Genomic DNA, 25,153 nt, shown 5'->3' on the forward strand with positions numbered 1-25,153 from the left:
TTAAATTCCTAAAAAATCATTGATTGAATACATTTTTGCTTCTTGCTTGCTAAGCCAAATAGCGATTTTAATCGCACCTTTAGCAAAAGTCGCCCTTGAAGTAGCGGTATGATTAAGTTCTAAAAACTCACCATCTTCGTAAAAACCTACCGTATGGCGTCCTACTATATCGCCACCCCTTAAACTCATCACGGCAATCTCATCTTTACTTCTTTCACCTATAATGCCATCTCTTCCACTTACTCTTACTTTTTCAAGTTCTAAATTTCTAGCTTTTGCTACACTTTGAGCTAAAGTCATAGCTGTACCACTTGGGGCATCTTTTTTATGGCGATGATGCATTTCTAAAATTTCTATATCAAAATTTCTTAGCATTTGACTGGCTTTACTAGCAAGATAGTTTAAAACCGCAACACCTAAAGACATATTGGTCGCATAAAAAATCGGCATCACTTCACTAGCACTTTGCATCAAATGTAAAATTTTCTCATCAAGCCCTGTTGTACCTATTACCAAAGGTTTAGGCATAGTTCTTGCATAATTTAAAAGCTCATGAGTTCCACTTGGGGAAGAAAAATCAATAATCACATCGCTTTTTTCAAAAAGCTCTCCTAAATTTCCACCCTTATCATAAAGTATCGAAATTCGTGCTTGTGTTTCGCTTTTTAAACATTCTTCAATCTGTTTTCCCATTCGTCCTTTAGCGCCATAAATTCCTATTTTAATCATCTTTTTCCTTGAAAATAAAATATTGATTTTAGCATTTATTTTGTAAATTTTAAATAATAAAATTAAGCTTTATGGTTTTTTAATTTATATAAATTATCTAACAATTTTGCTTCTTCTCCTAAGCCCTTGCTATGATAAAATTTTAAATTTTTACTAAGATATTTTTGCTCTACCCAGCCACCAAAATCATGTGGATAAAGATAGTTTTGTTTTTCTTGATGATTGTTGTTAAGATAATTAGGTATTTCTAAAGCTTCATTATTTTTTACATAGTTTAAAGCTTCATTGATAGCTTTGTAGCTTGCATTGGATTTGATTGTGCTTGCTAAATAAACTACGCATTGGGCTAGGATAATTCTTGCTTCAGGATAACCTATATTTTTAACAGCATCTAGAGTCGAAACTGCTAAATTTAAAGCATTTGGATCGGCATTTCCGACATCTTCACTTGAAAAAATCACCAAACGCCTAGCGATAAAATCCGCACTTTCTCCTGCATCAATAAGTCTTGCAAGATAATAAATAGCTGCATCAACGTCACTTCCGCGTAAACTTTTTATCATTGCACTTGCTAAAATATAATGTGTATCTTTTGAGCTAACACCTTCACTATTTATGGTGTTGCGAAGTTTTTTAAGATTTTCAAGACTGATATGTTTTTCATCTAAAACCAAGACAAATTCAAGCAAATTTAGCATAGCTCTTGCATCAGCACTTTTAAGTAGAAAATCTTTAGCTTCTTTATCAATACTAAATTTCATTTTTTCCTGTACGCGTAAGAGTAAAGTTTCAAGTTCCTTTGCCCCTAAAGATTTAAATTCAAAAAGCATGGAACGACTTCTTATACCAGAACTTAAAACAAAATAGGGATTTTCAGTGCTTGCACCAATTAAAATTAAACGGTAATTTTCCATAGGAATTAAAAGCATTTCTTGTTGGGTTTTGCTAAGGCGGTGAATTTCATCAATAAAAATTAAAGGCTTATAAAGACTATTTTTATAATTATCTAAAATTTTTCTTAGTTCTTCGAGTTTAAAATTTCCTCCATCAAATTCATAAAAATCTAAGCCAAATTCTTTTGCTACAACTCTAGCAAAAGTTGTTTTTCCAGAACCTGCTGTTCCAAAAAAAATACTATGAGGAAGTTTTTGTAAAGCAGTAAATTTTTTGAAAATTTCTATAAGCTCATATTGTCCTAAAATATCATCAAAATTTTCAGGGCGAAAGGTCAAAGCTAGGCTCATTAATTTAAATCCATATTTGAAAATTCACTACCATTAATTTTTAGTTGAGGATTGGCCAAGCTATCATAAGATAAATTTAGAAAAAAGTTATTATTTTCTTTTAAAAAATATTGATTTAAACCTCCATAATCCTTTGTCCAAGGAAAAATTTCATCAGGCTCGTCTGAACTGATAACTTGTAATTTTGCTTGATAAGAGTTGTTAATATTTAAATTGCCTTGTAAACTGATATTTTGTTTATTTTTTTCAAGGATTAAATTTTGTATTTTTAGATCAAGATTTTTTTGAATAAAATGAGAGATATTGAAATTTGAATTAAAAAATTTGTTTATGGTTATATTAAATTTTGTTTTGTCAAAATTCAAATTCTGACCCAATAAAGATTTAAGATCAATTTCATTGGATTTTCCTTGTATGTTTAAGTTTACTGCTGAATTTTCTTCATTAAAATTTACTTGGTTTTTGCTGTAAAAAGAATTGATTTTATTGTTATCTAGCACAAGATAATCAAAGTTGATCTCTTGTTGGCTATCGCTAAATAAATTTAACTCATAAAATTGTACAGGATTGTTAAAAAATTGTTCGTAATTTAAATTTTGTAATACAAATTTAGTATAAAATTGAGAAAAATTAATCATATCAAAATGTATTTTCATGTTTTTAATTTCTAAATTTTTATTCATTAAAACTTCAATATATCCGCCGTTTATGATGGTATCTCCGCCTTCATTGCTTAAATTTATATCTTTAATATTTAGAAATATTTTAGAGTTATTATCGTGTAATTTGAGAGTAAAAGTTCCTAATTTATTGTTTTTTAACACTTCATCTAAAAAATCAAAAGGATTTGTAAAATTTCCTTTTATAATTTTATTTAAGAAAAAATAATTATTAAATTTAAGGTTGATTTTGGTTGAAAGCTGTGTATGAGAGTGATTTAAAGTAAAACTTCCTTTAGAGGTTAAAAAACCTTTTTTGAAGTAAATATCTGTAATTGTATAATCAGGATTGCTATTTTTAATAAATTTATTAAATAAAAGTTCGTTAGTGTATCCTATATAAAATATATGAATAATAAAACCTAATATGAAACAAAAAACAATAAAAATCCATTTTTTCATTATTTGCCTTAGATGAAAATATAAGTGTTATTTTATAAATTGCTTGTTAAAAAAGAGTTTAAATTTTTATTTAAGAGTAATGAAGTAGTTTGCCGAAGAATGATTTTTATAAATCCCTTGTTAAGGGATTTATATTAATAAGCTTTTTTATAACATTGAATTTCAATTTTTCTAGCTACTGGAATAGCCTGAGTATTTGGTGTAGCAGGTGTTCCATAAGAAATTTTACTTTCTAAAAAATTTCCAACCTGTAAATCTTTAAAAGTTCCATCTTTATCTGTTCCAAAAATACCACAATCATCCATTTCTATTTCGGTATTTGGTAGAACTTTTATAGCCATTTGTCCGCCATAAATAGAGTCAATAAGCAAGGTTTTGTTGTTATCATAAATTTGTGCAATAGTACCTTCAAGTTTTAGACTATCTGCAAAAAGCATTGAGCTAGCTAAAAGTGCTGATGCGAATAAAATACTTTTTTTCATAATTATTTCTCCTTAATGTAAAGTGATGACATTATAAAATTTTTAAGTGAAGTGAATGTGAAATTAAAAATTTTGACTTTCATAAATTAATACGCTTTGATTATTTTCAAAAAAAGTTTGTGGAAAAAGATATAAACCTTCATTAAAAGGAGCTTTGATTAGAGTATATTGAAGATGAAATGGGGTAATGGAGTTAATAGATTGTTCTAAAAAAGTAGTGCAGTAAAAAGCATCTTTATCTGTACTTATGATAAATTTTCTGCCTAAATGTTCCAAAGCTTTAGCAACTATTTTTTGTTTGGTTTTTTCATCAAATTTTAATCTTTTAATAGCAATTTTATGACTCAGTTTTAAAAAATCATCCATAGAGCTTAAGATAACTTGGTTTTTAGCATTTTTGTCATCATCTGTTGTAGCATGTATGAGTATAGTTGGAGAAGTTTTAACTACCATAGCGATATGAGAATAAGGGCTTTGACTTAAATTTTCTATTAAAAAACTTTCACTTCCTATTCCTGCACGAAAGACAAGATCACCTATTTCAAGAAAAGGTAGATAGGGTTTTTTGATGATTTGATTTGAAGGATTGGAATTTAGAAAGAAACCCCAAATTCCAATCAATAAAAATAAAATTAAGAAAAAATATAAAATTTTATTTAAGTAAAACAAGCCATTTTCCATCTTTTTTAGCAAGAAAAACATTGCTGCTTTGATTATTATCATTGTTAAATAACACTAAAACTCTGATTTTAGCAGAATCTTCATTGATTGTTTTTTCTTCAATTTGAATATCTTTAACACCACCCATTCTTTTTGCTTTGGCTGCATTTTCAGCAACAACTTGAGTGATTTTACCACTAACAAATGTTTTTTCTTCATCACTTTTAGCTTCGCTAAGATCAATGTAACTCATAACAGATTTAGCATCACCACTGTAAAGATCTTTTGTAAAATTTTTAGCTAAATCTTCAGGATTTGAAGAACCGCAAGCCACTACAAAAAAGGCAACTAAAACCAAGAAAGAAAGTTTGAAAAATTTCATTTTTTTCCTTTGATAGTATAAATTAAAATATTCATAATTATAGCAAAATAATTCAAAATTATTTTTTTATTCTTGTTTAAAATGGTTACATTAGAAAATATATTTTTTTTCAAAAAGCTATAAATTAAACACATATAAGTTGGACTTAAAATATCCTATTTTATTATCGAATAAAAATGATACAAAAGGATAGGATATGGAAATTTTTTTAGCTTTATTGGGTTTTTTCTCGTTAGGATTGATAGTTTGGCTTTTGCTAAAAGATTATACTACTCCAGCATTAGCTTTTATAAGTGTAAGTATTAGTGTAGCTTGTATTTTACTTATTCTTGAACAGCTTGGTTTTGGCGTGGGTGCAGCTTTAGGGGTTAAAGGAGGTGTTTTTGATATTAAAACATTGGTTGTTTTTATTAAAGATGGAGTCAAAAGCGTAACGGATACGGCAGCTTTGTTTGTTTTTTCTATACTCTTTTTTAGTGTTTTAAATGCAAGTGGTTTTTTTACTAAAATTTTAAATGCATTTTTATCAAAAATGAAAGCTAATGTATATCAAGTTTGCATTCTTACTGTTTTTATTGCTGCTGCTGTGCATTTAGATGGTTCAGGTGCTTCTACTTTTCTTATTGTAATACCTGCATTATTACCTATTTATGAGCGTTTAGGTATAAGAAAGACTTCAATGTTATTGATTATTACTTCGGCTATGGGGGTTATGAATGTTATTCCTTGGGGTGGTCCTACTTTAAGAGCGGCTACTAATATAGGAATGGATGCAAATTTGCTTTGGCACCATATTATACCTATTCAGATTGTAGGTTTGGTATTATCCCTTCTTTTGGCAATTTGGATTGCTAAGATAGAAATAAAAAGAGGTGCAGGCGCAGGTAACTTGTCTGGAATAAATTTAAATATAGAAAAAAGCGAACACCATAATGAAAAATGGTTTTGGTTAAATTTACTTGTAGCTATTGGAGTTATTGGGCTTTTAATTAGCGGTATTATTCCTAGTTATATTTGCTTTATGATAGGACTTGCAATAATTTTACCGCTTAATTATCCTAATTTAAAAACAGCTAAAAAAGTTTTAGATCGTGCAAGTGCTGGTGCAATGCTTATGTATATTACTTTAATTGGTGCTGGGATATTAATAGGCGTATTTGATAAAAGTGGTATTATGGAGAAAATGGGTGTTTTGATTTTAAATTTTGTTCCAGATTATTTAGGCGCTTATATTCCTTTGATGGTAGGGATATTGGCTGTTCCAATGGCAATTATTTTTTGTACAGATTCTTATTTTTATGGAGTGATGCCTATAGTTTTGAGTGTAACTAAGGCTTTTGGCGCTGAACCTTTGACTATAGCTATTATCATGGTGATAGCAAGAAATTGTGCGACATTTATTTCTCCTGTTGTGCCTGCAACTTTGCTAGGTTGTGGTTTAGCAGAGGTTAATATTAAAGATCATATCAAAAGAAGCTTTTTTTATATATGGGGTATAAGTATTATTTGCTTGATTTTTGCTGAGGTAGCTGGGATAATATAATTAAAATAAAAGAACTTTTGATTTTTCAATGATTGGTTCATTGTTTTATGATATTTTTGAGTCAAAAATTTATAAAAATATAAGCGTTTTTTTGTATTATTTTATTTTGCTTTAGAGAAAAATTATAAATTTAAACTTATAAGAATATTTTTTAAGTTGAAAGTAAATTTTAAAACGGAGAAATGATGTACAAAAAACAAAATTTACCAGAACTTACCTTAAGGGGTTTGATTTTGGGAAGTATTTTAACTATTATTTTTACAGCTTCAAATGTATATTTGGGGTTAAAAGTGGGACTTACTTTTTCATCATCAATTCCAGCTGTGGTCATCTCCATGGCGGTTTTGAGTCTTTTTAAGACTTCAAATATTTTAGAAAATAATATGGTTCAAACTCAAGCTTCAGCAGCAGGAACTTTATCATCAGTTATTTTTGTTATCCCAGGGCTTTTTATGTGTGGGTATTGGAGTGAATTTCCACTTTGGCAAACTTTTATGATATGTCTTTGTGGTGGCGGACTTGGAGTGCTTTTTACTATACCATTAAGAAGGACTATGGTGGTTGAAAGCAAGCTTGCTTATCCTGAAGGTAGAGCCGCAGCTGAAATTTTAAAAGTAGCCAATAAAGATCAGAGTAGTAAAAAAGGAAAACAAGGCATTAAAGAAATAGCATTAGGCTCTTTTATAGCTGCTATTTTTAGTTTGTTAAGCAATGGTTTTAAACTCGCTGCAAGTGAGAGTAATTTTGCTTTTATTTGGAATAAAATGGCTTTTGGTTTTTCTATGGGATATTCTTTGGCACTTTTAGGGGCAGGTTATTTAGTTGGTTTAGCAGGTGCTATAGCTCTTTTTGTAGGTATGTTTTTAGCTTGGGGTATTTTTACTCCCTATCTTTCAAATTTTGAATTCGATAGTACAAAAAATGCCGTAGATTTAGCTTCTAGTGTATGGAGTTCTAAAGTAAGGCTTATAGGAACAGGAGCTATTGCTATAGCAGCGCTTTGGACTTTAATAGAACTTTTAAAACCCGTTATTGAGGGTATTAAAGAAATTGTTAAAAATGTTAAAATTACTAATCAAGAAAAAAATGAAAGAACAAATATAGACCTTTCTTTAAAAAGTATTTTTATACTTTTTGTTTTAATGGTTGTGGGTTTATTTATTACTTTTTATAGTTTTGTTGAAGATGCTAACTTAAGTATTTATTATCAAATGCTATTTTCATTTGTTGGAACTTTAGTTTCTGTTTTAATAGGTTTTTTTGTTGCAGCAGCTTGCGGATATATGGCAGGACTTGTAGGATCTTCTTCTAGTCCTATTTCTGGAATCGGACTTATTGGTGTTATTATTTCTTCTATTGTTTTTTTGGTTTTAGGTGTGGAACTTTTTCAAGATCCTATGCTTTCTAAATTTGCAGTAGCATTAGCTATTTTTACTACTAGTGTTATTTTAGCTACAGCTGCTATTTCGAATGATAATTTACAAGATTTAAAGACAGGACATTTAGTCGGAGCTACTCCTTGGAAACAACAAGTTGCTTTACTTGTAGGCTGTGTTTTTGGTGCTTTGGCTATAGTTCCTGTTTTAAATTTGCTTTATCAAGCCTATGGTTTTGTCGGAGCAATGCCAAGAGAAGGTATGGATGCTTCATCAGCTTTAGCAGCACCGCAAGCAAATTTAATGAGCACTATCGCCCAAGGAATTTTTCATCACAATATAGAGTGGGGTTATATGGCTTTTGGTGTATTTGTAGGAATTTTAATGATTATTATAGATAAAATTTTAAAAGGAACACAGAAAATGTCTTTGCCGCCTTTAGCCGTTGGAATAGGTATTTACCTTCCCCCTGCTGTAAATATACCTTTAGTTATAGGCGGAATTTTAAAATATATTGTAATGCAACACTTGACTAAAAAATATGCAAAAAATTCTCATAAAGAAGAAAAACTTGCAAGTTGTGAGCAAAGAGGCACGCTTTTTGCTTCAGGGCTTATAGTGGGTGAAAGTATTTTTGGGGTAATTATCGCAGGAATTACTGTATTTTCAGTAAGTATGGGTGGTAGTGAAAATCCTTTAGCTTTAAATTTAGCAAATTTTCATGATAGCGAGCTTTTCGCACTTATCTTTTTTGTGGGAGTTGTATTATATTTCATTAAGCGTATTGTTAAAAAAGATGCTTAATTTTTGGGGTTAAAACCCCATTTAATCCATTCTGATATAATTTTTCTTTTGCAATTATCATTCAAGGATTAAAATGGAAAATTTATATGCTTTAATACTTGGAATTATAGAAGGTCTGACTGAGTTTTTACCTATTTCTTCAACAGGACATATGATTTTAGGTACGACTATTTTAGGTATCGATATAGATGAGTTTTGGAAAAGCTTTTTGATTATCATCCAGCTTGGTTCTATTTTGGCGGTCATTTTTGTATTTTGGCGTAAATTGTTTCAAGGGCTTGATATTTGGTTAAAACTTGCAGTTGGATTTTTTCCTACCGGAGTTATAGGGCTTTTTGTGGCAAAATACTTAAATGCTTTATTTAATGGTTGGGTTGTGGTTGGAATGCTCATTTTTGGCGGTGTTGTGTTTATTCTTATAGAACTTGCACATAAAAATAAACAATATCGTATCAATTCTTTAGAAGAAATAAGTTTTAAACAAGCTTTTTGCATAGGTATTTTTCAATCTTTAGCCATGATTCCTGGTACTTCAAGAAGTGGAGCAAGTATTATTGGTGGACTTTTGCTAGAATTTAATAGAAAAGTTGCGGCTGAGTTTAGTTTTTTGCTTGCCATTCCAACGATGATTATCGCTACAGCTTATAGCATTTATAAAGAGCCTGAGCTTCTTGGCAATGCAAATTCTTTAATTCCTTTAGGCATAGGTTTTATCACTGCTTTTATTGTTGCAGTTTTAGTTATAAAATTTTTCTTAAAATTTATTTCTAAATTCGACTTTATCCCTTTTGGAATTTATCGTATTATTTTAGGATTTGTTTTCTTTTATTTGTATTATAGTGGGATTTTAAATGCTGGAAGTGAATTTAAGCTATAAATAAATATTAAATTTATTCTAAGATTTTTTTAAAAATAAGCTGAATTTCAAAAATAATTAAGTCTTAGAAAGTTAAAATTAGAACTTTATAAACACTCACAGGGTAAGTGAGCGACAAAGGGTTAAAAATATGGAAAAAGAAGTTATTGCGTATTTGGACAATGAGACAATAATTGACTCTCAAAGTGTGAAAAATACAAATTTAAAAGAAATTTATTTTGATAATTCTAAAGAAAGTTTAGAAGTAATCCGTCATTCTTGTGCGCATTTAATGGCACAGGCGATTAAGAGTTTGTATCCTGAAGCTAAATTTTTCGTTGGTCCTGTTATAGAAGATGGATTTTATTATGATTTTCGTGTGGAAAGTAAGATTGGCGAAGAAGATTTGGTAAAAATTGAAAAAAAGATGAAAGAACTTGCTGAAGCAAAGATTGAAATTTCAAAATATGAAATCACAAAAAGCGAAGCTTTGGCTAAATTTCAAAATGATGATTTAAAACAAGAAGTTTTATTGCGTATTCCTGATAGAGCTGTAAGTATTTATAAACAAGGTGAATTTGAAGATTTGTGTCGTGGTCCTCATGTGCCAAATACGAAATTTTTACGCTTTTTTAAACTCACTCGTGTTGCAGGAGCGTATTTGGGTGGCGATGAAAAAAGAGAAATGCTTACTCGAATTTATGGAACTGCTTTTGCAGATAAGGAAAGTTTAAAAGAGTATTTAACCATTATTGAAGAAGCTAAAAAACGCGATCATAGAAAGCTTGGAACAGAGCTTAAGCTTTTTACTTTTGATGATGAGATCGGAGGAGGTCTTCCTATTTGGTTGAGTAATGGTGCAAGACTTAGATCTAAACTTGAACATATGCTTTATAAGATCCATCGTTTACGTGGTTATGAGCCTGTGCGTGGGCCTGAACTTTTAAAAGCAGATGCATGGAAAATCAGTGGGCATTATGCAAACTATAAAGAAAATATGTATTTTACACAAATTGATGAACAAGAATATGGCATTAAGCCTATGAACTGTGTGGGACATATTAAAATTTATCAAAGTGATGTAAGAAGTTATCGTGATTTGCCTTTGAAATTTTTTGAATACGGCGTGGTACATCGTCATGAAAAAAGTGGCGTTTTGCATGGACTTTTTAGAGTGAGAGAATTCACTCAAGATGATGCACATATTTTTTGTATGCCAAGTCAGATTAAAGAGCAGGTTTTAGAAATTTTAGCTTTTGTGGATAATTTGATGAAATTATTTGATTTTAGCTATGAAATGGAAATTTCAACTAAACCTGAAAAAGCCATAGGTGATGATGAAATTTGGGAAATAGCGACTAAGGCTTTAAAAGAAGCTTTAGATGAACAAGGTTTAAAATACGGTATTGATGAAGGTGGCGGGGCTTTTTATGGGCCAAAGATTGATATTAAAATCACCGATGCTTTAAAAAGAAAGTGGCAATGCGGAACCATACAAGTAGATTTTAACCTGCCAAGTCGTTTTAAACTTGAATACACTGATAGTGATAATGAAAAAAAACAACCTGTAATGTTGCATCGTGCGATTTTAGGTTCTTTTGAAAGATTTATAGGAATTTTAACCGAGCATTGTGCGGGTGAGTTTCCATTTTTTATCGCACCAACTGCGGTGGGTATAGTGCCAATAGGCGAAGCACATATTGATTACGCAAAAGAAATTCAAAAAGAATTATTAGAGCTTAATATCGATAGCGAGGTGTATGAAAAAAATGAGAGCTTAAGTAAAAAAATTCGTATCGCTGAAAAGCAAAAATTACCTATGATTTTAGTTTTAGGCGATGATGAGGTGGCAAAGCGTAGCGTTGCTTTAAGAGATAGAAGAGCTAAAGAACAAAAAAATCTTAGCTTGGACGAATTTATTAAATTAGTTAAGGAGAAAATGAGTGAGGTACACTTTTGAGTAAAGAAAAAGAAGTATTGCTCAATGAAGAAATAAGAGCGGATGAAATCAGATGTGTTGGCGATGATGGCAAAGTTTATGGTATTATCAGTAGTGATGAAGCTTTAGAAATTGCAAATCGTTTAGGACTTGATCTTGTAATGATAGCTGCAGATGCTAAGCCACCTGTTTGCAAGATCATGGACTATGGTAAATTCCGTTATCAACAAGAGAAAAAACAAAAAGAAGCAAAGAAAAAACAAAAAGTGATTGATATAAAAGAAATCAAACTTTCTGTAAAAATTGCTCAAAATGATATTAATTACAAGGTAAAACATGCTTTAGAATTTTTAGAACAAGGTAAGCATGTGAGATTTCGTGTGTTCTTAAAAGGACGTGAAATGGCAACTCCTGAAGCAGGTGTAGCTTTGCTTGAAAAAATTTGGACTATGATAGAAAATGAAGCTAATCGTGACAAAGAGCCAAATTTTGAAGGTCGTTATGTAAATATGCTTGTAACTCCAAAAAAAGCTTAATCCACTTTTGTGGATAAAGCTTTTAAAGGTTTTAAATTTTGAAAGAAAATCCTTCTTTTTTAAAAGAGCAAATTATAACTTATCTTGGAAATAAAAGAGCACTTTTAAGTTTTTTAAATAATGGCTTTAAGGTAGCTAAAAAAGAACTTGGTAAAGATAAATTTAGTTTTTGTGATATATTTAGTGGCTCAGGTGTTGTAAGTCGTTTTGCAAAAGCACACTCAAATTATATTTTAGCCAATGATTTAGAAGATTATTCAAAACTCATCAATGAGTGTTATCTTGCTAATAAAGACAAAGATTTACTTCAAAATATAAAAAAGTATTATAAAAATTTAATCCAAAATTTAGATTTTCAAAAAGGTTTTATCAGTGAGCTTTATGCTCCAAAAGATGATGATGATATTAAAAAAAATGAAAGGGTTTTTTATACTTTTAAAAATGCTTTATATCTTGATACTATAAGGCAAAAAATCGAAAATGAAATTCCAAAAGAATTGAGGCATTTCTTTATAGCTCCTTTGATTTATGAAGCCAGTGTTCATTCAAATACTAGCGGAGTTTTTAAAGGTTTTTATAAGGGTAAGGATGGCATCGGAAAATTTGGTGGCGAAGGACAAAATGCACTTAAACGCATTAAAGGAGAAATAGAGCTTAAAATGCCTATTTTTTCAAATTTTTCTTGTGAATTTGAAGTGATGCAAAAGGATGCAAACATGCTTGCAAAAGAACTTGATTTTTTTGATGTAGTGTATCTTGACCCCCCTTATAATCAGCACCCTTATAGTTCTAATTATTTTATGCTAAATTTAATTGCAAATTATAAAAAACCTGAAGAAATTTCTAAAATCAGTGGCATTCCAAAGGATTGGAACCGCAGTACTTTTAATAAGTCAAAATTTGCCCAAGATGCTTTATTTGAACTTATTAATGATTTAAAAGCAAGAGTGATTTTACTTTCTTATAATTGTGAAGGTTTTGTAAAAAAAGAAATTTTTTTAAAGCGCTTAAGCACTCTTGGAAAATGCCGGATTTTAGAGCAAAAATATAATACTTTTAGAGCTTCTCGCAATCTTAAAAATCGCAATATCCATCTTCATGAGCAACTTTATATTTTAGTTAAAAATTAGTTTTTCGTGCTAAAATTGCACTTAAAAATGAGGAGGGATTTATGAAACTAAAATTATCTTTTTGTACATTAATGGCATTTGGTTTTTCTAACTATCTTTTTGCTTCAGCTATTGATCCAAAGTTATTTTCAAGAATATCTTGATTTTGCCAGTAATAAAGGCAAATTTCAAGTAGGTCAAATTGGCTTTTAAATTTTAGCAAAAAATCCTAGTCAAAATATCTCTTTTAATGTGCCTATGATTGATTTTTCTACTTCAAATCGTGGAGGAAAATTCCAAGGAGAATTTACCAATATAGGACAATCTTATATAGTCAGCGCTTCTCATATGAGTACAAGTTTAAATACTGGGAAGTAAATAAAGACTATGTGAAACAAGGTAGTGTTTTACACTTTGGAGGGGTAGCAAATAGAATCGTAAGCTCAAGTGATAATTTTACTTATAAAAAAGAAAATGTGGATTTTGCTGTTTTAAAAATGAGTAAGATTAGTCTCAATAAAAGTGCAAATTTGAGTAAAGATTTAAATCTTATTGAAAAAATTCTGGCGATGGTGGAGATATTTATGAATACAAGGATCCATTTTGGGATAGTTGTCAAAGTGGAAAATGTGATTATTCAAAAGGTAAAGGCAAGCTTTTTGATAGTTCGGGTTATGAGTACTTTGCAAGAGAGGGAAGTGGTATTGTAGCTTTAGGTTTTGAAGATACAAATAAAGTACCCATTAAGATTTTTGATTCTAATGAAATCAATTTAGGAGGTTTTGTCAGTTTAACTCCTAAAAATACTGAAGATAAGCGTTTTAAGTTGCAATTTCTTAATTATACCAATGATAAAAGAAATCCTTTTACAAGTTCTTCAATATCCGGGGATTCTGGAAGTAGAGTTTATGTTTATGATAAGATGGATAAAAAATGGTATTTAGTAGGTGTAGTAAGTACGAGTAATTGTAATGTCCATTTTACTATGGATATACTTGTTTGCAGGTTGATTATGCTTTGATCAATCAAGCAAAGATCAATGAATTTTAAAATGCTCATAAAGTAGTCATAGGATCTGGAACTTATACACTTAGTAGCGATGGTTTGATGAAAGATGGTAAAAAAATAGAAAATGTAAGTTTGATTTCTAAGACTAATGTGGGTTATGTAAGCTATAAAAATTCTTTTGATGATAAAATAATTGTGATAAGAGAATTGAAGAAATGCAAAATAGCAAGGATTTGTATTTTTCTCAAAATGGAAGTATAAATTTAAATAGCGATGTGGATTTAGGCGCTAGTGTTTTAAATTTGATAAAAATTCAAATTGGCAAATAACAGGCGATAAATGGCTTATACATGGCGGAATTTATGCTGATAAGGGTTCAAGGTAGAATATAATGTTAAAACCAAAAAAGATGATTTTCTTTAATAAAATGGGTGAAGGAGAGCTTGTTGTCAAAAGTCAAAGTGTGGATACAGGACTTAGAATGGGTGAGGACCAAGGTAAGTCTTGAGGGTGAAGGTTTAAGTTTTAGCGAAATTTATATGAATGGCAGAACTTTGGATTTATCAGGCTTAACATTAAATTTTGATCAAATTAAAACTGACTCTAATAATGTTTTTATCACAAGTTCTTAATCAGGAATACATTTAAATTTAGAAAACAAGCAAGATTATCTTTATCATGGCAATATCTTTTCAGATGAAGCTGTAACAATGAGTGCCAATACAGACAAAGCTTTGATTTTTGATGGTAATATTTACAATAAAGAAGGTGTTTTTAGGACAGAAAATGCCAAGTTAAATTTTCAAGGACATGCTAGAATACACGCTTATGTAAGCAAAGAACAAGCTAAAAAACTTCAAGAACATGGTTTAAGTGCTTTAACTAAGCCTGTAAGTTTTACACAAGAAGATTGGGAAGATAGGGTTTTTGTTTTAAAAGAGCTTAATTTAGAAAAAAAGCGAGTTTTATTTAGGGCGTAATGTAAGCTTAAAAGTAGAAAACCTTAATGCTAAAAATTCCAAAATAGAGCTTGGAAGTAAAAATTTGTGGATCGATGAAAAAGATGGGGAAAATATTATTGATAAGACTGATGATTATTCTTATGGAGATGTTGTATAAACAGGAGTTGGCAAAGAAATGGCTTTTGAGCAAAAGCTTTAAAATACCCAAAATGCTAAGATAGAAAAGGTTTATTTTAGTGTAAATTTAAATCTTGATCATTCTGATGTTACTTTGCAAAACACATTTTTTAGTGGTAATATCAAAGGTATCAATGATACGCAAAAAAAATCTTGCGATTAAAGATTCTTTGCTTGAGTCTCATATATAAATGAGCAATCTTCAAGTAGAAAAAAGTGCTATTTATAGGAAAGTTGATGCAAAAAAATTAAGTGCAAATAATACAATATTTAAAATCAATGCGGATTTTGAAAATTCTAAAGCAGATTATATTAATTCTAAGGAAAGCACACAAGGAGTAAATAATACTTTAGTATTAATTTTTCTTAATAATCCTAGTAAAAAGCGGGTTTAAATATCTTACTAGCTCATTTAAAAGATGAAAATAAACATTTAACAAGGGAATTTTTTACTATGCCAAATGTGAGCAAGGTTTTAGTACGTATACCCCAAATGTTGTTTTTTCTCATAATGAAGAAAATTTTGCCCAGAGTGGAATTTAGAAAAAATTGATTCTAAGATTAAAGATGAATATTTTTTTACTAATGATAATACTCAAGCTATTGTAAAAACTAAATCTATACTTGCTCAAGCTATTTTAGGCTCCATGATAGGAGTGGGATAATATGCATAAAAGAATGGGGGAATTACGCAATAATCCTTATGAAAGTGGTGTATGGTTAAGAACTTTTGGATGGGGTGCGAGTGATGAGTATAATAGTGGAAAATACTTTGAAATTCAAAGCGGACATGATAAATTAAACGAGTATTCGAATTTCGAGCTTTACAGTGGAGTAAGGTTTTTATAGTGATTTTGTTTTAGATATATTTATTATCAAAATGAAATAAATGCAAATTTTATTCCAGGAAATCAAGGTAGATTAGATGATAATGATGGTTCGCATAATATTATCTTAAGTGCTGAGTTAGGTTATAGAAAAGCTTATGATAAATTTTATCTTGAGCCGAGTTTGGAATTTATCAGTGGTTATGTAGGAGCTATGGATCTAAAAGGAGATATTGCTAGTTTAAAACGATTTTCTTATATTCCTTTAGTCGTAAAAACAGCATTTTTCATAGGAAGTCAAAATTAAAATTTAAATTTTAGAACAGGACTTGGTTTGTATGCGGATCCGATTAAAGCAGGAGATCAAATCTTGGAGGATCAAGCAAGTCAGAGAAGATATGAAGGAAAAAAGATCAAAGAATGTTTATAAATTTAGGAAATGATTATAAGCTTAACGATAAAACACGCTTTAGTTTTGAATTTGAAAAGACATTTTTTGGCGATTTAAATGTAGATTGGAGTGCAAATGCTAATTTAAGATATAGTTTTTAAATAAAAAATAATTTAAAAATTGTATTTTTATTTTAAGCTTTTTTGTTTATAATACTTGCTTTTACATTTAAAGGATAAAGATGAAAATAAAAGTTGGGATTTTAGGAGCGAGTGGTTATGCGGGAAATGAACTTGTTCGCATTTTGCTTAATCATCCCAAAGTTGAAATTTCTTATTTAGGTTCGAGTTCTAGCGTGGGGCAAAATTATCAAGATCTTTATCCTAATACCCCTTTAAATTTATGTTTTGAAAACAAAAATTTAGATGAACTTGAGCTTGATCTTTTGTTTTTGGCTACTCCGCATGAATTTAGTGCTAAGCTTTTAAATGAGAATTTATTAAAAAAGATGAAAATCATTGATTTAAGTGCGGATTTTCGTCTTAAAAATCCTAAAGATTACGAGCTTTGGTATAAATTCACTCATCCTAATCAAGATCTTTTGCAAAATGCAGTTTATGGACTTTGCGAGCTTTATAAAGAAGAGATAAAAAAAGCAAGTTTGGTGGCAAATCCAGGTTGCTATACCACCTGTTCTATCTTAAGTCTTTATCCGCTTTTTAAAGAAAAGATCATTGATTTTAACTCAGTTATCATTGATGCAAAAAGTGGAGTAAGTGGAGCAGGAAGAAGTGCAAAGGTGGAAAATCTTTTTTGTGAAGTTAATGAAAATATCAAAGCTTATAATTTAGCTTCGCACCGCCATACTCCTGAAATTGAAGAGCATTTAAGCTATGCGGCCAAAGAGAAAATCACTCTACAATTTACCCCTCATCTTGTGCCTATGCAAAGAGGAATTTTAATCAGTGCTTATGCAAATTTAAAAGAGGACTTGCAAGAACAAGATATACGCGATATTTATACAAAATACTATCAAAACAATAAATTCATAAGGCTTTTACCGCCGCAGTCGCTTCCGCAGACTCGGTGGGTTAAATCAAGCAATTTTGCGGATATAAATTTTAGTATAGATCAACGCACAAAGCGTGTTATTGTGCTTGGTGCTATTGATAATTTAATCAAAGGTGCAGCAGGACAAGCTGTTCAAAATATGAATTTAATGTTTGATTTTGATGAAGATGAAGGACTTAAATTCTTTGCAAATTTGTAAAGGATAAAAATGTTAATACGAGCTATGCAAAAAAGCGATTATGAAGCCGTTTATAAGCTTTGGTGTGAGATAAAAGGCTTTGGGATAAGAAGCATTGATGATAGCAAAGAAAATATAGAAAATTTTTTAGATAGAAACCCAAATCTTAGCGTTGTAGCAGTGATTGATGAAGAAATTGTAGGAAGCATACTTTGCGGGCATGATGGACGCATAGGAGGATTTTATCATGTATGTGTACATAAAGATCATAGAAAAAAGGGTATAGCACACGAGATGACTAAATTTTGTCTTGAGGCTTTAAAAGCTCAAAAGATTAATAAAATCGCCTTAATCGCTTTTAAAAACAATGATTTAGGCAATGAGTTTTGGAAACATTATGGTTTTACTTTAAGAGAGGATGCGAATTATTACGATCTTTCTTTAAATGAGTATAATCAAACCAGCTTTAATGCTTAAGGAATGATCATGCAAAAATATTTAGAAAAAGCCAATGTCTTAATCGAAGCTTTGCCTTATATACGCAAATTTAATTCCAAGATTATACTTATAAAATACGGCGGATCAGCTATGGAAAATGAAGAGCTAAAGCATTGTGTGATGCAAGATATAGCTCTTTTAAAACTTGTGGGTTTAAAGCCTATCATTGTACATGGTGGAGGAAAAGATATTTCTGCTATGTGTGAAAGATTGGGCGTAAAGAGTGAGTTTAAAAACGGCCTTAGGGTTAGTGATAAAGCCACTACTGAAGTAGCCAGTATGGTTTTAAATCATATCAATAAAAATTTAGTCCATAGTTTGCAAAATTTAGGAGTTAAAGCCATAGGGCTTTGTGGTAAAGATGGCGCGCTTTTAGAATGTGTGAAAAAAGATGAAAATTTAGCTTTTGTTGGCACGATACAAAAGGTAAATTCGAAAATTTTAGAAGAGCTTTTAGAAAAGGATTTTTTACCTATCATTGCTCCTATTGGTATGGATGAGAATTTTAATACTTATAATATCAACGCTGATGACGCAGCTTGTGCGATCGCTAAGGCTTTAAGGGCTGAAAAACTTGCTTTTTTAACCGATACTGCAGGGCTTTATGAGGATTTTAATGATAAAAATTCTTTGATTTCTAAAATCAGCCTTGAGCAAGCTAAAATTTTAGCCCCCAAAATAGAAGGTGGTATGCATGTAAAATTAAAATCTTGCATTGATGCTTGTGAAAATGGAGTCAAAAAGGTACATATTTTAGATGGGCGCGTGAAACATTCTTTGTTGCTTGAGTTTTTTACCGATGAAGGTATAGGCACTTTGGTGGGTTAAAGGATGAAAATGGATTATAAAGAACAAAGTCATATTATCCCTACTTATAAGCGTTTTGATATAGTTTTAGAAAAAGGGCAGGGGGTTTATCTTTTTGATGATAAGGCTAAAAAATATCTTGATTTTTCAAGTGGTATAGGTGTTTGTGCTTTAGGATATAATCATGCTAAATTTAATGCTAAAATCAAAGCTCAAGTGGATAAACTTTTACATACTAGCAATTTATATTATAATGAAAACATAGCCGCTGCAGCTAAAAATTTAGCCAAAGCTAGTGCTTTAGAGCGTGTTTTTTTTACAAATTCTGGTACAGAAAGTATAGAAGGAGCGATGAAAACAGCTAGAAAATACGCCTTTAACAAAGGTATTAAGGGTGGACAATTTATCGCTTTTAAGCATTCTTTTCATGGGCGTACTTTAGGGGCTTTATCGCTTACTGCTAATGAAAAATATCAAAAGCCTTTTAAACCTTTAATTTCAGGGGTTAAATTTGCAAAATATAATGATATTTCAAGCGTTGAAAAACTGGTGAATGAAAAAACTTGTGCCATTATCTTAGAAAGCGTGCAAGGAGAAGGTGGGATAAATCCTGCAAATAAAGATTTTTACAAAGCCTTAAGAAAGCTTTGCGATGAAAAAGATATATTATTAATCGCTGATGAAATTCAATGTGGCATGGGTAGAAGTGGAAAATTTTTTGCCTATGAGCACGCACAAATTTTGCCTGATATCATGACTTCAGCTAAGGCCTTAGGTTGTGGGCTTAGTGTGGGTGCTTTTGTAATAAATCAAAAGGTAGCAAGCAATTCTTTAGAAGCAGGCGATCATGGTAGTACTTATGGTGGAAATCCTTTAGTTTGTGCAGGAGTGAATGCAGTTTTTGAAATTTTTAAAGAAGAAAAAATTTTAGAAAATGTCAATAAACTCACGCCTTATTTAGAGCAAAGTTTAGATGAGTTGATAAATGAATTTGATTTTTGTAAAAAACGCAAAGGCTTAGGGTTTATGCAAGGGCTGAGTCTTGATAAAAATGTAAAAGTAGCTAAGGTCATTCAAAAATGCCAAGAAAATGCACTTTTACTGATAAGTTGCGGGGAGAATGATTTGAGATTTTTACCTCCTTTGATTTTGCAAAAAGAACATATTGATGAAATGAGTGAAAAGTTAAGAAAGGCTCTAAAGAGTTTTTGATAAATTTTGTAAAAAAAGTTTATTCTTTCCCATCTACTATAGGCACAAATAAACATTCTTCTAAAATTTCTTTTTGTAAATTTGTGCCATTTTTTCTAAGGCGTGTGATGAATTGTTTGCCATTGTGTAAAATAGGAGCAACTAAAATACCATCATCGCTTAATTGATCGAGTAAAATTTCAGGAATTTGTGTCGCATAAGCAGAAAATAAAATCCTATCATAAGGAGCATAATTTTTCCAGCCATTTTGTCCATCATCAAATTTTACATTGATATTAAAAAGTTCTAATTCTCTGAAAGTTTGAGCGGCTTTTTTGGCTAAATTTTCTATGCGTTCTATGGTAAAAACACGCCTTATGACTTTGCTTAAAATCGCAGCTTGATAGCCACTTCCACAACCTATCTCTAAAATACTATCAGCATTTTTAAAATCTAAAGCCATAGTCATTTTAGCTACAGTTAAAGGTGAACTAATCCATTGAGAATTTGCTAAAGGCAAAGCATCAAGGCGATAAGCATGGGCTTTTAAAGGAGAAAAAATTTCACGTGGAATTTGACAAAAAGCATTAAAAAGTTCTTCATTGATAAAAACTTTTTGTGCAATTTCTTCAGCCATATTTTGACATCTTTTTTGTTCAAATGTGTTCATTACTTCTCCTATAAATTTAAATAAAAATTGTAACTAAAAAAGTTGAAATAGAGTTAAACTTAGCTATACTTAAATAAAAAGGAAAAAAATGCTTATAAAATTTAAAAATCATAGTCCCAAACTAGGTCAAAATGTTTTTGTTGCAGAGGGCGCTAAAATCATAGGAGAAATAGAAATAGGAGATGAAAGTAGTATTTGGTTTAATTGTGTTTTAAGAGCCGATGTTAATTTTATAAAAATTGGCAAAAGAACCAATATTCAAGATCTTAGCACGGTACATGTTTGGCATAGGGAATTTGATAAAAAAGGAAAGTTAAAAGATGCTGGTTTTCCTACGATAATAGGAGATGATGTAACTATAGGACATAATTGCGTTATCCATGCTTGTGTGATAAAAAATCGTGTTTTAATCGGAATGAATGCTGTTATCATGGATAGTGCTTTGATAGAAGAAGATAGCATAGTGGGTGCTGGAAGCGTTGTAACAAAGGGTAAAAAATTTCCGCCACGCTCTTTGATACTTGGAAATCCTGCAAAATTTGTGCGTGAATTAAATAATGAAGAAATAAACTTTCTAAAACAATCCGCTTTAAATTATGTGGATTTTAAAAACGAGTTTTTAAAAGATCTTCAGTGATATTTTGAAGTTTAGGCGAGAGTTTTACTTCAAATTTCACAAAACGATCAAGATCTAAAAAATTCTCATCGAGTTTTGAAATTTGCTCTTTTGTATAATCTTGAATAGTATTTAAAGATGACTTTTTAAGAAGTCTTTTTTCTTTGTAGACTAATTTTAAAAGTTCTTTGCGTTCTAAATTTTCATCTTGATTTGGGTTTTCGTCAAAAACATAAAGCTCATCAAAAAGGATTTTTTGCGTGTTTTTATCATAAACCCTAAAAAGCTTTTTAAAATGAGGTAGGGTTGATTTTTCGTTATTTTCGCTAATTTTGATTTTAGGTTTTATGCCTTGATCTTCTAAGGCTGCGAGTTTATAAACGCAACTAAAAATAGGGTCACTTGAAGCAGTGATCAATCTTTCGCCTACACCAAAGATATCAATAGGTGCATTTTGTTCTTTAAGTTTTTTAATGCTCCATTCATCAAGGGCGTTAGAAACTATGATTTTACATTTTTGAAGTCCTGCTTGATCAAGTTCTTGTCTGATTTTCAAACTCAACTCAAGTAAATTTCCAGAATCTATTCTCACGCCGCCTTCTTGAATATCAAATTCTTTAAAAACTTTAATCGCATTTTTAAGTCCGCTATTTAGACAATCATAAGTATCGATCAAAAAAACAGGATTTTTTGGATAAATTTTCACATAAGCTTTAAAAGCTTCAAGTTCATTTTCAAACATTTGCACCCAAGAATGTGCCATAGTTCCATTGATAGGGATATTATAAATTTTTCCTGCTAAAGTACAAGCACTTCCTATGCAACCTCCTATAAAAGCTGCTCTTGCTCCTTTTAAGGCTGCTTCACTTCCTTGTGCTCTGCGTGAACCAAATTCTAAAATTTTACTGTCTTTAGCTGCACGCACGATACGATTGGTTTTGGTAGCAATAAGGCTTTGGTGGTTTAAACTTAAAAGTAAAAAAGTTTCTAAAAGCTGTGCTTCTATGGTTGTAGCTTTAATACATAGCAAAGGTTCGTTTGGAAAAATCACTTCTCCTTCACGCATAGCATAAATTTCACCCTTAAATTTAAAGTTAGCTAAAAAATCTAAAAATTCTGTATCAAAAATACCTTGTTTTCTTAAAAATTCTATATCTTCTGCATCAAAACTCAAATTTTCAACAAAGTCTAAAATATCTTCAAGACCTGCAAAAATAGCAAAAGATCCTGAATCTGGAATTTTTCTAAAAAATATATCAAAATAACAAATTTGATCTTTTTTATTGTTTTTGAAATAGCCTTGAGACATTGTAAATTCATAAAAATCACAAAGCAAGGTTAAAGAAGTTTTAGAAGTCATCAAAGCTTATACTACCCTTAGAATAATTCGTTACTTTACTTTCAAAGAAATTGCTCTTTTGATCGTTAAATTTTGAAAAATCATCTACCCATTTAATAGGATGTTTTGCATTATATAACTTATCTAAATTGATCGCACTTAATCTTTGATCTACAAGATAATGGATATATTCTTCTATGATATCATCAGTAAAGCCCATGATTTGATTTTGAGTGATGTATTTACCCCATTTGATCTCAAGATCTCCAGCTTTTTTAAACATATCATAAATTTTATTGATATTTTCATCATGGAACAAATCAGGTCTTTCTTTGCGTACTGAATTGATCATATTTTGAAATAATAAAAGATGTGTGATTTCATCTCTTTGGATAAAGCGGATCATTTGTGCTGAACCTAGCATTTTTCCTGCACGTGCAAGTGCGTAAATGGCAGTAAAACCACTATAAAAATATACTCCTTCTAAAATTTGATTTGCCACCATAGCCAAAAGAAGTTTATTATCATCTACATCGCCTGCTAATTCTTCATAAATGCTTGAAATAAAGTCATTTTTTTCACGCAAAGTTTCATCATGCTTTTCCATTTCATAAATCAAATCTGTATTATCGCAAATCGCTTCAACCATAACAGCGTAAGATTTTGAATGGTTTGCCTCTTCATAAGCTTGGCGTGCCAAAACCGCATTGATTTCAGGAGCTGTGATGTAAGGGTTGATATTGTCTGCTAAATTATTGGTTTGAAAACTATCCATAGAAATAAGCTGACTCCAAACCAAATCATACATTCTTTTTTCACCTGCAGTTAAATTACAGCGATAATCAAGTGCATCTTTAGTTGTATCCACTTCTTTTGGAAACCAAGTATTTGCCTCCATTAAATCCCAAAGTTTTAAAGCCCAAGTATATTTTGCCTTAGTGAAATTTAAAATTCCATGTGGGTTACCATCAAAAACTTTACGATCTCCTAGGGTTTCGTTTGAGCTTGGATTGTAAATTCTTTTTCTTTGCATTTTTAACCTTTCTTTATGCTTTGGTAGCTATACAACTTTGAGTTAAAATATCGTGTAAATTTAAACGATCTTTTCTTACAAAACTGACAAATAAACCAAAGAGTAAGCCAAAACTTATAATAAATATCACATATCTTAGTAAAATTCTAAGAAAACTTAGTTTCTTTCCCGTTTTTATATCAATAAGATATAAATCATATGCTTTAAGACCTGGGCTTTGTGCCTTTTTTGTTAAAAAAATAGCTTGAATCAAGCCAAATAAAAAAGTACATAAAGTTGTGATAAAATGGTTGTTTAAAAAAGCTTCTTTAGAGCCTAATAGAAAATAAAATAAATACAAAATAGGAATATAAATAAGAAAAATATCTATAAGCAAAGCTCTAAATCTTAGCCATCTAGAGCTAATTTTTGCTTTAGTTTTCATTTAATTTCCACGACTTCCTGGTTTTATAGCTTTACTCCCTTTTTTACAAAGTGGACAATTTGTTTCATCATAAATTTCAAATTCAAAATTTCCTAGAGTAAAGAGTGGTAAATTTTCAGGTAATTTCGCATTATCTTTTCTTGGAGATTTTAAATTTTCTACTGCACAAAAACCACGATTTGCCAATGCTGCAAAACCTACAACAATACCACCTAAACTTTCAATGATTTTTGCACTCTCTAAAGCACTACCACCTGTAGTAATGATATCTTCACAAATTATAAATTTTTCACCCTTTTTTACTTCAAAACCACGTCTTAAGGTCATTTCTTTATTTACTCTTTCAGTGAAGATAAAACGTTTACTACAAGCTCTTGCAAGCTCATAACCTGCTAAAATTCCACCTAAAGCAGGAGAACAAATGCTATCAAATTCTATCTTATAGCTTGCAATAATCTTTGCAAGTTCATCACAAAGTTTTGCTGCTAATTTTGGATTCTCTAAAACTTTTGCACTTTGAAGATAAAATTGCGAATGTTTACCTGAACTTAGTAAAAAATGCCCTTCTAAATAAGCACCACAACCTTTATAAATTTGCTCTAAATTCATCGTTAAACCTTTAAAAGTTCACTTTCTTTACTTTTTACACTCTCATCAATTTTTATTATGTAGGCGTCGGTAAGTTTTTGCACTTCATCATAAGCTTTTTTTGCTTCATCTTCGCTTATTGCCTTATCTTTTTCTAGTTTTTTAACTGCATCGTTGGCATCTTTGCGTATATTTCTTATAGAAACTTTTGCCTTTTCACCCATAGCTTTAGCTTGCTTTACATTTTCTTCTCTTTGCTCTCTAGTCATCGGAGGGAAAAATAATTTTACACTTTCGCCGTCATTGTTTGGATTTACACCGATATTTGCAGCTGCAATAGCGCTTTCTATGGTTTTTAGTAAAGGTTTTTCCCAAGGAGTGATGCTAATAGTTGAAGCATCACTTGCTAAAACAGTTGCTACTTGATTTAAAGGAGTTTGAGTTCCATAATAATCCACTGTAATATGATCTAAAATATGGGTATTAACTTTTCCAGTTCTTAAAGTGGTGAAGTCTTTTTTTAAGGCTTCTAAAGATTTTTCACTTTGGGTTTTTTGTTTGTTAAAAATTTCATTTAGCATTATCATTTCCT

Annotated in this window: 23 protein-coding genes and 1 pseudogene; 12 read left to right on the forward strand and 12 right to left on the reverse strand. The window is 30.5% G+C overall.

What is annotated here, in order from left to right:
- From dapB to FBE87_RS01010, 6 genes are all read right to left on the reverse strand, one after another.
- Window positions 1-729 carry a 4-hydroxy-tetrahydrodipicolinate reductase gene (gene dapB / locus FBE87_RS00985; protein ID WP_002851754.1) on the reverse strand — a complete coding sequence of 243 codons (729 nt, stop codon included), beginning with the start codon at window positions 727-729 and terminating at the stop codon, window positions 1-3.
- A gap of 62 nt (window positions 730-791) precedes the next feature.
- On the reverse strand, window positions 792-1,973 hold the full coding sequence (locus tag FBE87_RS00990) for an AAA family ATPase (protein WP_002868214.1): 1,182 nt from the start codon (window positions 1,971-1,973) through the stop codon (window positions 792-794).
- On the reverse strand, window positions 1,973-3,094 hold the full coding sequence (locus FBE87_RS00995; RefSeq protein ID WP_002851609.1) for a hypothetical protein: 1,122 nt from the start codon (window positions 3,092-3,094) through the stop codon (window positions 1,973-1,975). The genes FBE87_RS00990 and FBE87_RS00995 overlap by 1 nt, the downstream gene beginning before the upstream one ends.
- Before the next feature lie 134 nt (window positions 3,095-3,228).
- Window positions 3,229-3,576 (reverse strand): hypothetical protein, encoded by a 348-nt coding sequence (locus FBE87_RS01000; RefSeq protein WP_002851849.1) that lies wholly within the window; start codon window positions 3,574-3,576, stop codon window positions 3,229-3,231.
- 63 nt (window positions 3,577-3,639) lie between these two features.
- On the reverse strand, window positions 3,640-4,245 hold the full coding sequence (locus FBE87_RS01005; protein WP_100626317.1) for a YiiX/YebB-like N1pC/P60 family cysteine hydrolase: 606 nt from the start codon (window positions 4,243-4,245) through the stop codon (window positions 3,640-3,642).
- Window positions 4,229-4,570, reverse strand: a complete 342-nt coding sequence (locus FBE87_RS01010) for a DUF4878 domain-containing protein (protein ID WP_002866358.1) — start codon at window positions 4,568-4,570, stop codon at window positions 4,229-4,231. The genes FBE87_RS01005 and FBE87_RS01010 overlap by 17 nt, the downstream gene beginning before the upstream one ends.
- Before the next feature lie 244 nt (window positions 4,571-4,814).
- Between FBE87_RS01010 and FBE87_RS01015 the strand changes: the two genes are divergently transcribed.
- The 11 genes and pseudogenes from FBE87_RS01015 to FBE87_RS01095 all read left to right on the forward strand — a co-directional run bounded on the left by FBE87_RS01015 (window position 4,815) and on the right by FBE87_RS01095 (window position 19,912).
- The gene (locus FBE87_RS01015) at window positions 4,815-6,161 is read left to right on the forward strand and encodes a CitMHS family transporter (protein ID WP_168977209.1); all 1,347 of its coding nucleotides are present in this window, start codon (window positions 4,815-4,817) and stop codon (window positions 6,159-6,161) included.
- A gap of 182 nt (window positions 6,162-6,343) precedes the next feature.
- Window positions 6,344-8,341 carry an oligopeptide transporter, OPT family gene (locus tag FBE87_RS01020; RefSeq protein WP_010891845.1) on the forward strand — a complete coding sequence of 666 codons (1,998 nt, stop codon included), beginning with the start codon at window positions 6,344-6,346 and terminating at the stop codon, window positions 8,339-8,341.
- Between the two features lie 73 nt (window positions 8,342-8,414).
- The gene (locus tag FBE87_RS01025) at window positions 8,415-9,218 is read left to right on the forward strand and encodes an undecaprenyl-diphosphate phosphatase (protein ID WP_002836742.1); all 804 of its coding nucleotides are present in this window, start codon (window positions 8,415-8,417) and stop codon (window positions 9,216-9,218) included.
- 130 nt (window positions 9,219-9,348) lie between these two features.
- Window positions 9,349-11,157, forward strand: a complete 1,809-nt coding sequence (thrS, locus tag FBE87_RS01030; protein WP_002865224.1) for a threonine--tRNA ligase — start codon at window positions 9,349-9,351, stop codon at window positions 11,155-11,157.
- Window positions 11,154-11,672, forward strand: a complete 519-nt coding sequence (gene infC / locus FBE87_RS01035; RefSeq protein WP_002851726.1) for a translation initiation factor IF-3 — start codon at window positions 11,154-11,156, stop codon at window positions 11,670-11,672. The genes thrS and infC overlap by 4 nt, the downstream gene beginning before the upstream one ends.
- A 38-nt stretch (window positions 11,673-11,710) precedes the next feature.
- Window positions 11,711-12,802, forward strand: a complete 1,092-nt coding sequence (locus tag FBE87_RS01040) for a DNA adenine methylase (protein WP_002857221.1) — start codon at window positions 11,711-11,713, stop codon at window positions 12,800-12,802.
- A gap of 41 nt (window positions 12,803-12,843) precedes the next feature.
- Window positions 12,844-16,307: pseudogene (locus FBE87_RS09120) on the forward strand (S6 family peptidase).
- Window positions 16,308-16,387: 80 nt separating this feature from the next.
- Window positions 16,388-17,416 (forward strand): N-acetyl-gamma-glutamyl-phosphate reductase, encoded by a 1,029-nt coding sequence (gene argC / locus FBE87_RS01080; RefSeq protein ID WP_052799309.1) that lies wholly within the window; start codon window positions 16,388-16,390, stop codon window positions 17,414-17,416.
- Window positions 17,417-17,425: 9 nt separating this feature from the next.
- Window positions 17,426-17,872 (forward strand): N-acetyltransferase, encoded by a 447-nt coding sequence (locus tag FBE87_RS01085; RefSeq protein WP_002869483.1) that lies wholly within the window; start codon window positions 17,426-17,428, stop codon window positions 17,870-17,872.
- Between the two features lie 3 nt (window positions 17,873-17,875).
- Window positions 17,876-18,721 (forward strand): acetylglutamate kinase, encoded by an 846-nt coding sequence (gene argB, locus FBE87_RS01090; protein ID WP_002860625.1) that lies wholly within the window; start codon window positions 17,876-17,878, stop codon window positions 18,719-18,721.
- 3 nt (window positions 18,722-18,724) lie between these two features.
- Window positions 18,725-19,912, forward strand: a complete 1,188-nt coding sequence (locus FBE87_RS01095; RefSeq protein ID WP_079463058.1) for an aspartate aminotransferase family protein — start codon at window positions 18,725-18,727, stop codon at window positions 19,910-19,912.
- Between the two features lie 19 nt (window positions 19,913-19,931).
- Here FBE87_RS01095 and FBE87_RS01100 read toward each other — a convergent pair whose 3' ends face one another.
- Window positions 19,932-20,561, reverse strand: coding sequence for a protein-L-isoaspartate(D-aspartate) O-methyltransferase (locus tag FBE87_RS01100; RefSeq protein ID WP_002874477.1), 630 nt, complete (start codon window positions 20,559-20,561; stop codon window positions 19,932-19,934).
- A gap of 88 nt (window positions 20,562-20,649) precedes the next feature.
- Here FBE87_RS01100 and FBE87_RS01105 point away from each other — a divergent pair, with 88 nt between their 5' ends.
- Window positions 20,650-21,198, forward strand: coding sequence for a gamma carbonic anhydrase family protein (locus FBE87_RS01105; RefSeq protein WP_002874478.1), 549 nt, complete (start codon window positions 20,650-20,652; stop codon window positions 21,196-21,198).
- On the opposite strand, the gene FBE87_RS01110 is transcribed toward FBE87_RS01105, so the two are convergent.
- The 5 genes from FBE87_RS01110 to frr are packed head-to-tail and all read right to left on the reverse strand — an operon-like array spanning window position 21,167 to window position 25,148.
- On the reverse strand, window positions 21,167-22,540 hold the full coding sequence (locus tag FBE87_RS01110) for a nicotinate phosphoribosyltransferase (RefSeq protein ID WP_079263601.1): 1,374 nt from the start codon (window positions 22,538-22,540) through the stop codon (window positions 21,167-21,169). The genes FBE87_RS01105 and FBE87_RS01110 overlap by 32 nt on opposite strands.
- Window positions 22,527-23,549, reverse strand: a complete 1,023-nt coding sequence (locus FBE87_RS01115; protein ID WP_002851758.1) for a ribonucleotide-diphosphate reductase subunit beta — start codon at window positions 23,547-23,549, stop codon at window positions 22,527-22,529. Before FBE87_RS01115 ends, FBE87_RS01110 begins: the two co-directional genes overlap by 14 nt.
- Before the next feature lie 13 nt (window positions 23,550-23,562).
- A complete protein-coding gene (locus tag FBE87_RS01120; RefSeq protein ID WP_002892687.1) occupies window positions 23,563-23,973 on the reverse strand; it encodes an RDD family protein in 411 nt (136 codons plus the stop codon).
- Complete coding sequence (gene pyrE / locus FBE87_RS01125) at window positions 23,974-24,582, reverse strand: orotate phosphoribosyltransferase (RefSeq protein ID WP_002869477.1); 609 nt, start codon at window positions 24,580-24,582, stop codon at window positions 23,974-23,976.
- 2 nt (window positions 24,583-24,584) lie between these two features.
- Window positions 24,585-25,148 carry a ribosome recycling factor gene (frr, locus tag FBE87_RS01130; RefSeq protein WP_168977210.1) on the reverse strand — a complete coding sequence of 188 codons (564 nt, stop codon included), beginning with the start codon at window positions 25,146-25,148 and terminating at the stop codon, window positions 24,585-24,587.
- Window positions 25,149-25,153 lie beyond the last annotated feature (5 nt).

It is taken from the genome of Campylobacter sp. CFSAN093246 (genome assembly GCF_012889415.1).
Taxonomy (GTDB): Bacteria; Campylobacterota; Campylobacteria; order Campylobacterales; family Campylobacteraceae; genus Campylobacter_D; species Campylobacter_D jejuni.

Coding starts and splice junctions, on each gene's coding strand:
- dapB (WP_002851754.1), bottom strand. CDS start 729: ATGATTAAAATAGGAATTTATGGCGCTAAAGGACGAATGGGAAAACAG.
- FBE87_RS00990 (WP_002868214.1), bottom strand. CDS start 1,973: ATGAGCCTAGCTTTGACCTTTCGCCCTGAAAATTTTGATGATATTTTA.
- FBE87_RS00995 (WP_002851609.1), bottom strand. CDS start 3,094: ATGAAAAAATGGATTTTTATTGTTTTTTGTTTCATATTAGGTTTTATT.
- FBE87_RS01000 (WP_002851849.1), bottom strand. CDS start 3,576: ATGAAAAAAAGTATTTTATTCGCATCAGCACTTTTAGCTAGCTCAATG.
- FBE87_RS01015 (WP_168977209.1), top strand. CDS start 4,815: ATGGAAATTTTTTTAGCTTTATTGGGTTTTTTCTCGTTAGGATTGATA.
- FBE87_RS01020 (WP_010891845.1), top strand. CDS start 6,344: ATGATGTACAAAAAACAAAATTTACCAGAACTTACCTTAAGGGGTTTG.
- FBE87_RS01025 (WP_002836742.1), top strand. CDS start 8,415: ATGGAAAATTTATATGCTTTAATACTTGGAATTATAGAAGGTCTGACT.
- thrS (WP_002865224.1), top strand. CDS start 9,349: ATGGAAAAAGAAGTTATTGCGTATTTGGACAATGAGACAATAATTGAC.
- argC (WP_052799309.1), top strand. CDS start 16,388: ATGAAAATAAAAGTTGGGATTTTAGGAGCGAGTGGTTATGCGGGAAAT.
- FBE87_RS01085 (WP_002869483.1), top strand. CDS start 17,426: ATGTTAATACGAGCTATGCAAAAAAGCGATTATGAAGCCGTTTATAAG.
- argB (WP_002860625.1), top strand. CDS start 17,876: ATGATCATGCAAAAATATTTAGAAAAAGCCAATGTCTTAATCGAAGCT.
- FBE87_RS01095 (WP_079463058.1), top strand. CDS start 18,725: ATGAAAATGGATTATAAAGAACAAAGTCATATTATCCCTACTTATAAG.
- FBE87_RS01100 (WP_002874477.1), bottom strand. CDS start 20,561: ATGAACACATTTGAACAAAAAAGATGTCAAAATATGGCTGAAGAAATT.
- FBE87_RS01105 (WP_002874478.1), top strand. CDS start 20,650: ATGCTTATAAAATTTAAAAATCATAGTCCCAAACTAGGTCAAAATGTT.
- FBE87_RS01115 (WP_002851758.1), bottom strand. CDS start 23,549: ATGCAAAGAAAAAGAATTTACAATCCAAGCTCAAACGAAACCCTAGGA.
- FBE87_RS01120 (WP_002892687.1), bottom strand. CDS start 23,973: ATGAAAACTAAAGCAAAAATTAGCTCTAGATGGCTAAGATTTAGAGCT.
- pyrE (WP_002869477.1), bottom strand. CDS start 24,582: ATGAATTTAGAGCAAATTTATAAAGGTTGTGGTGCTTATTTAGAAGGG.
- frr (WP_168977210.1), bottom strand. CDS start 25,148: ATGATAATGCTAAATGAAATTTTTAACAAACAAAAAACCCAAAGTGAA.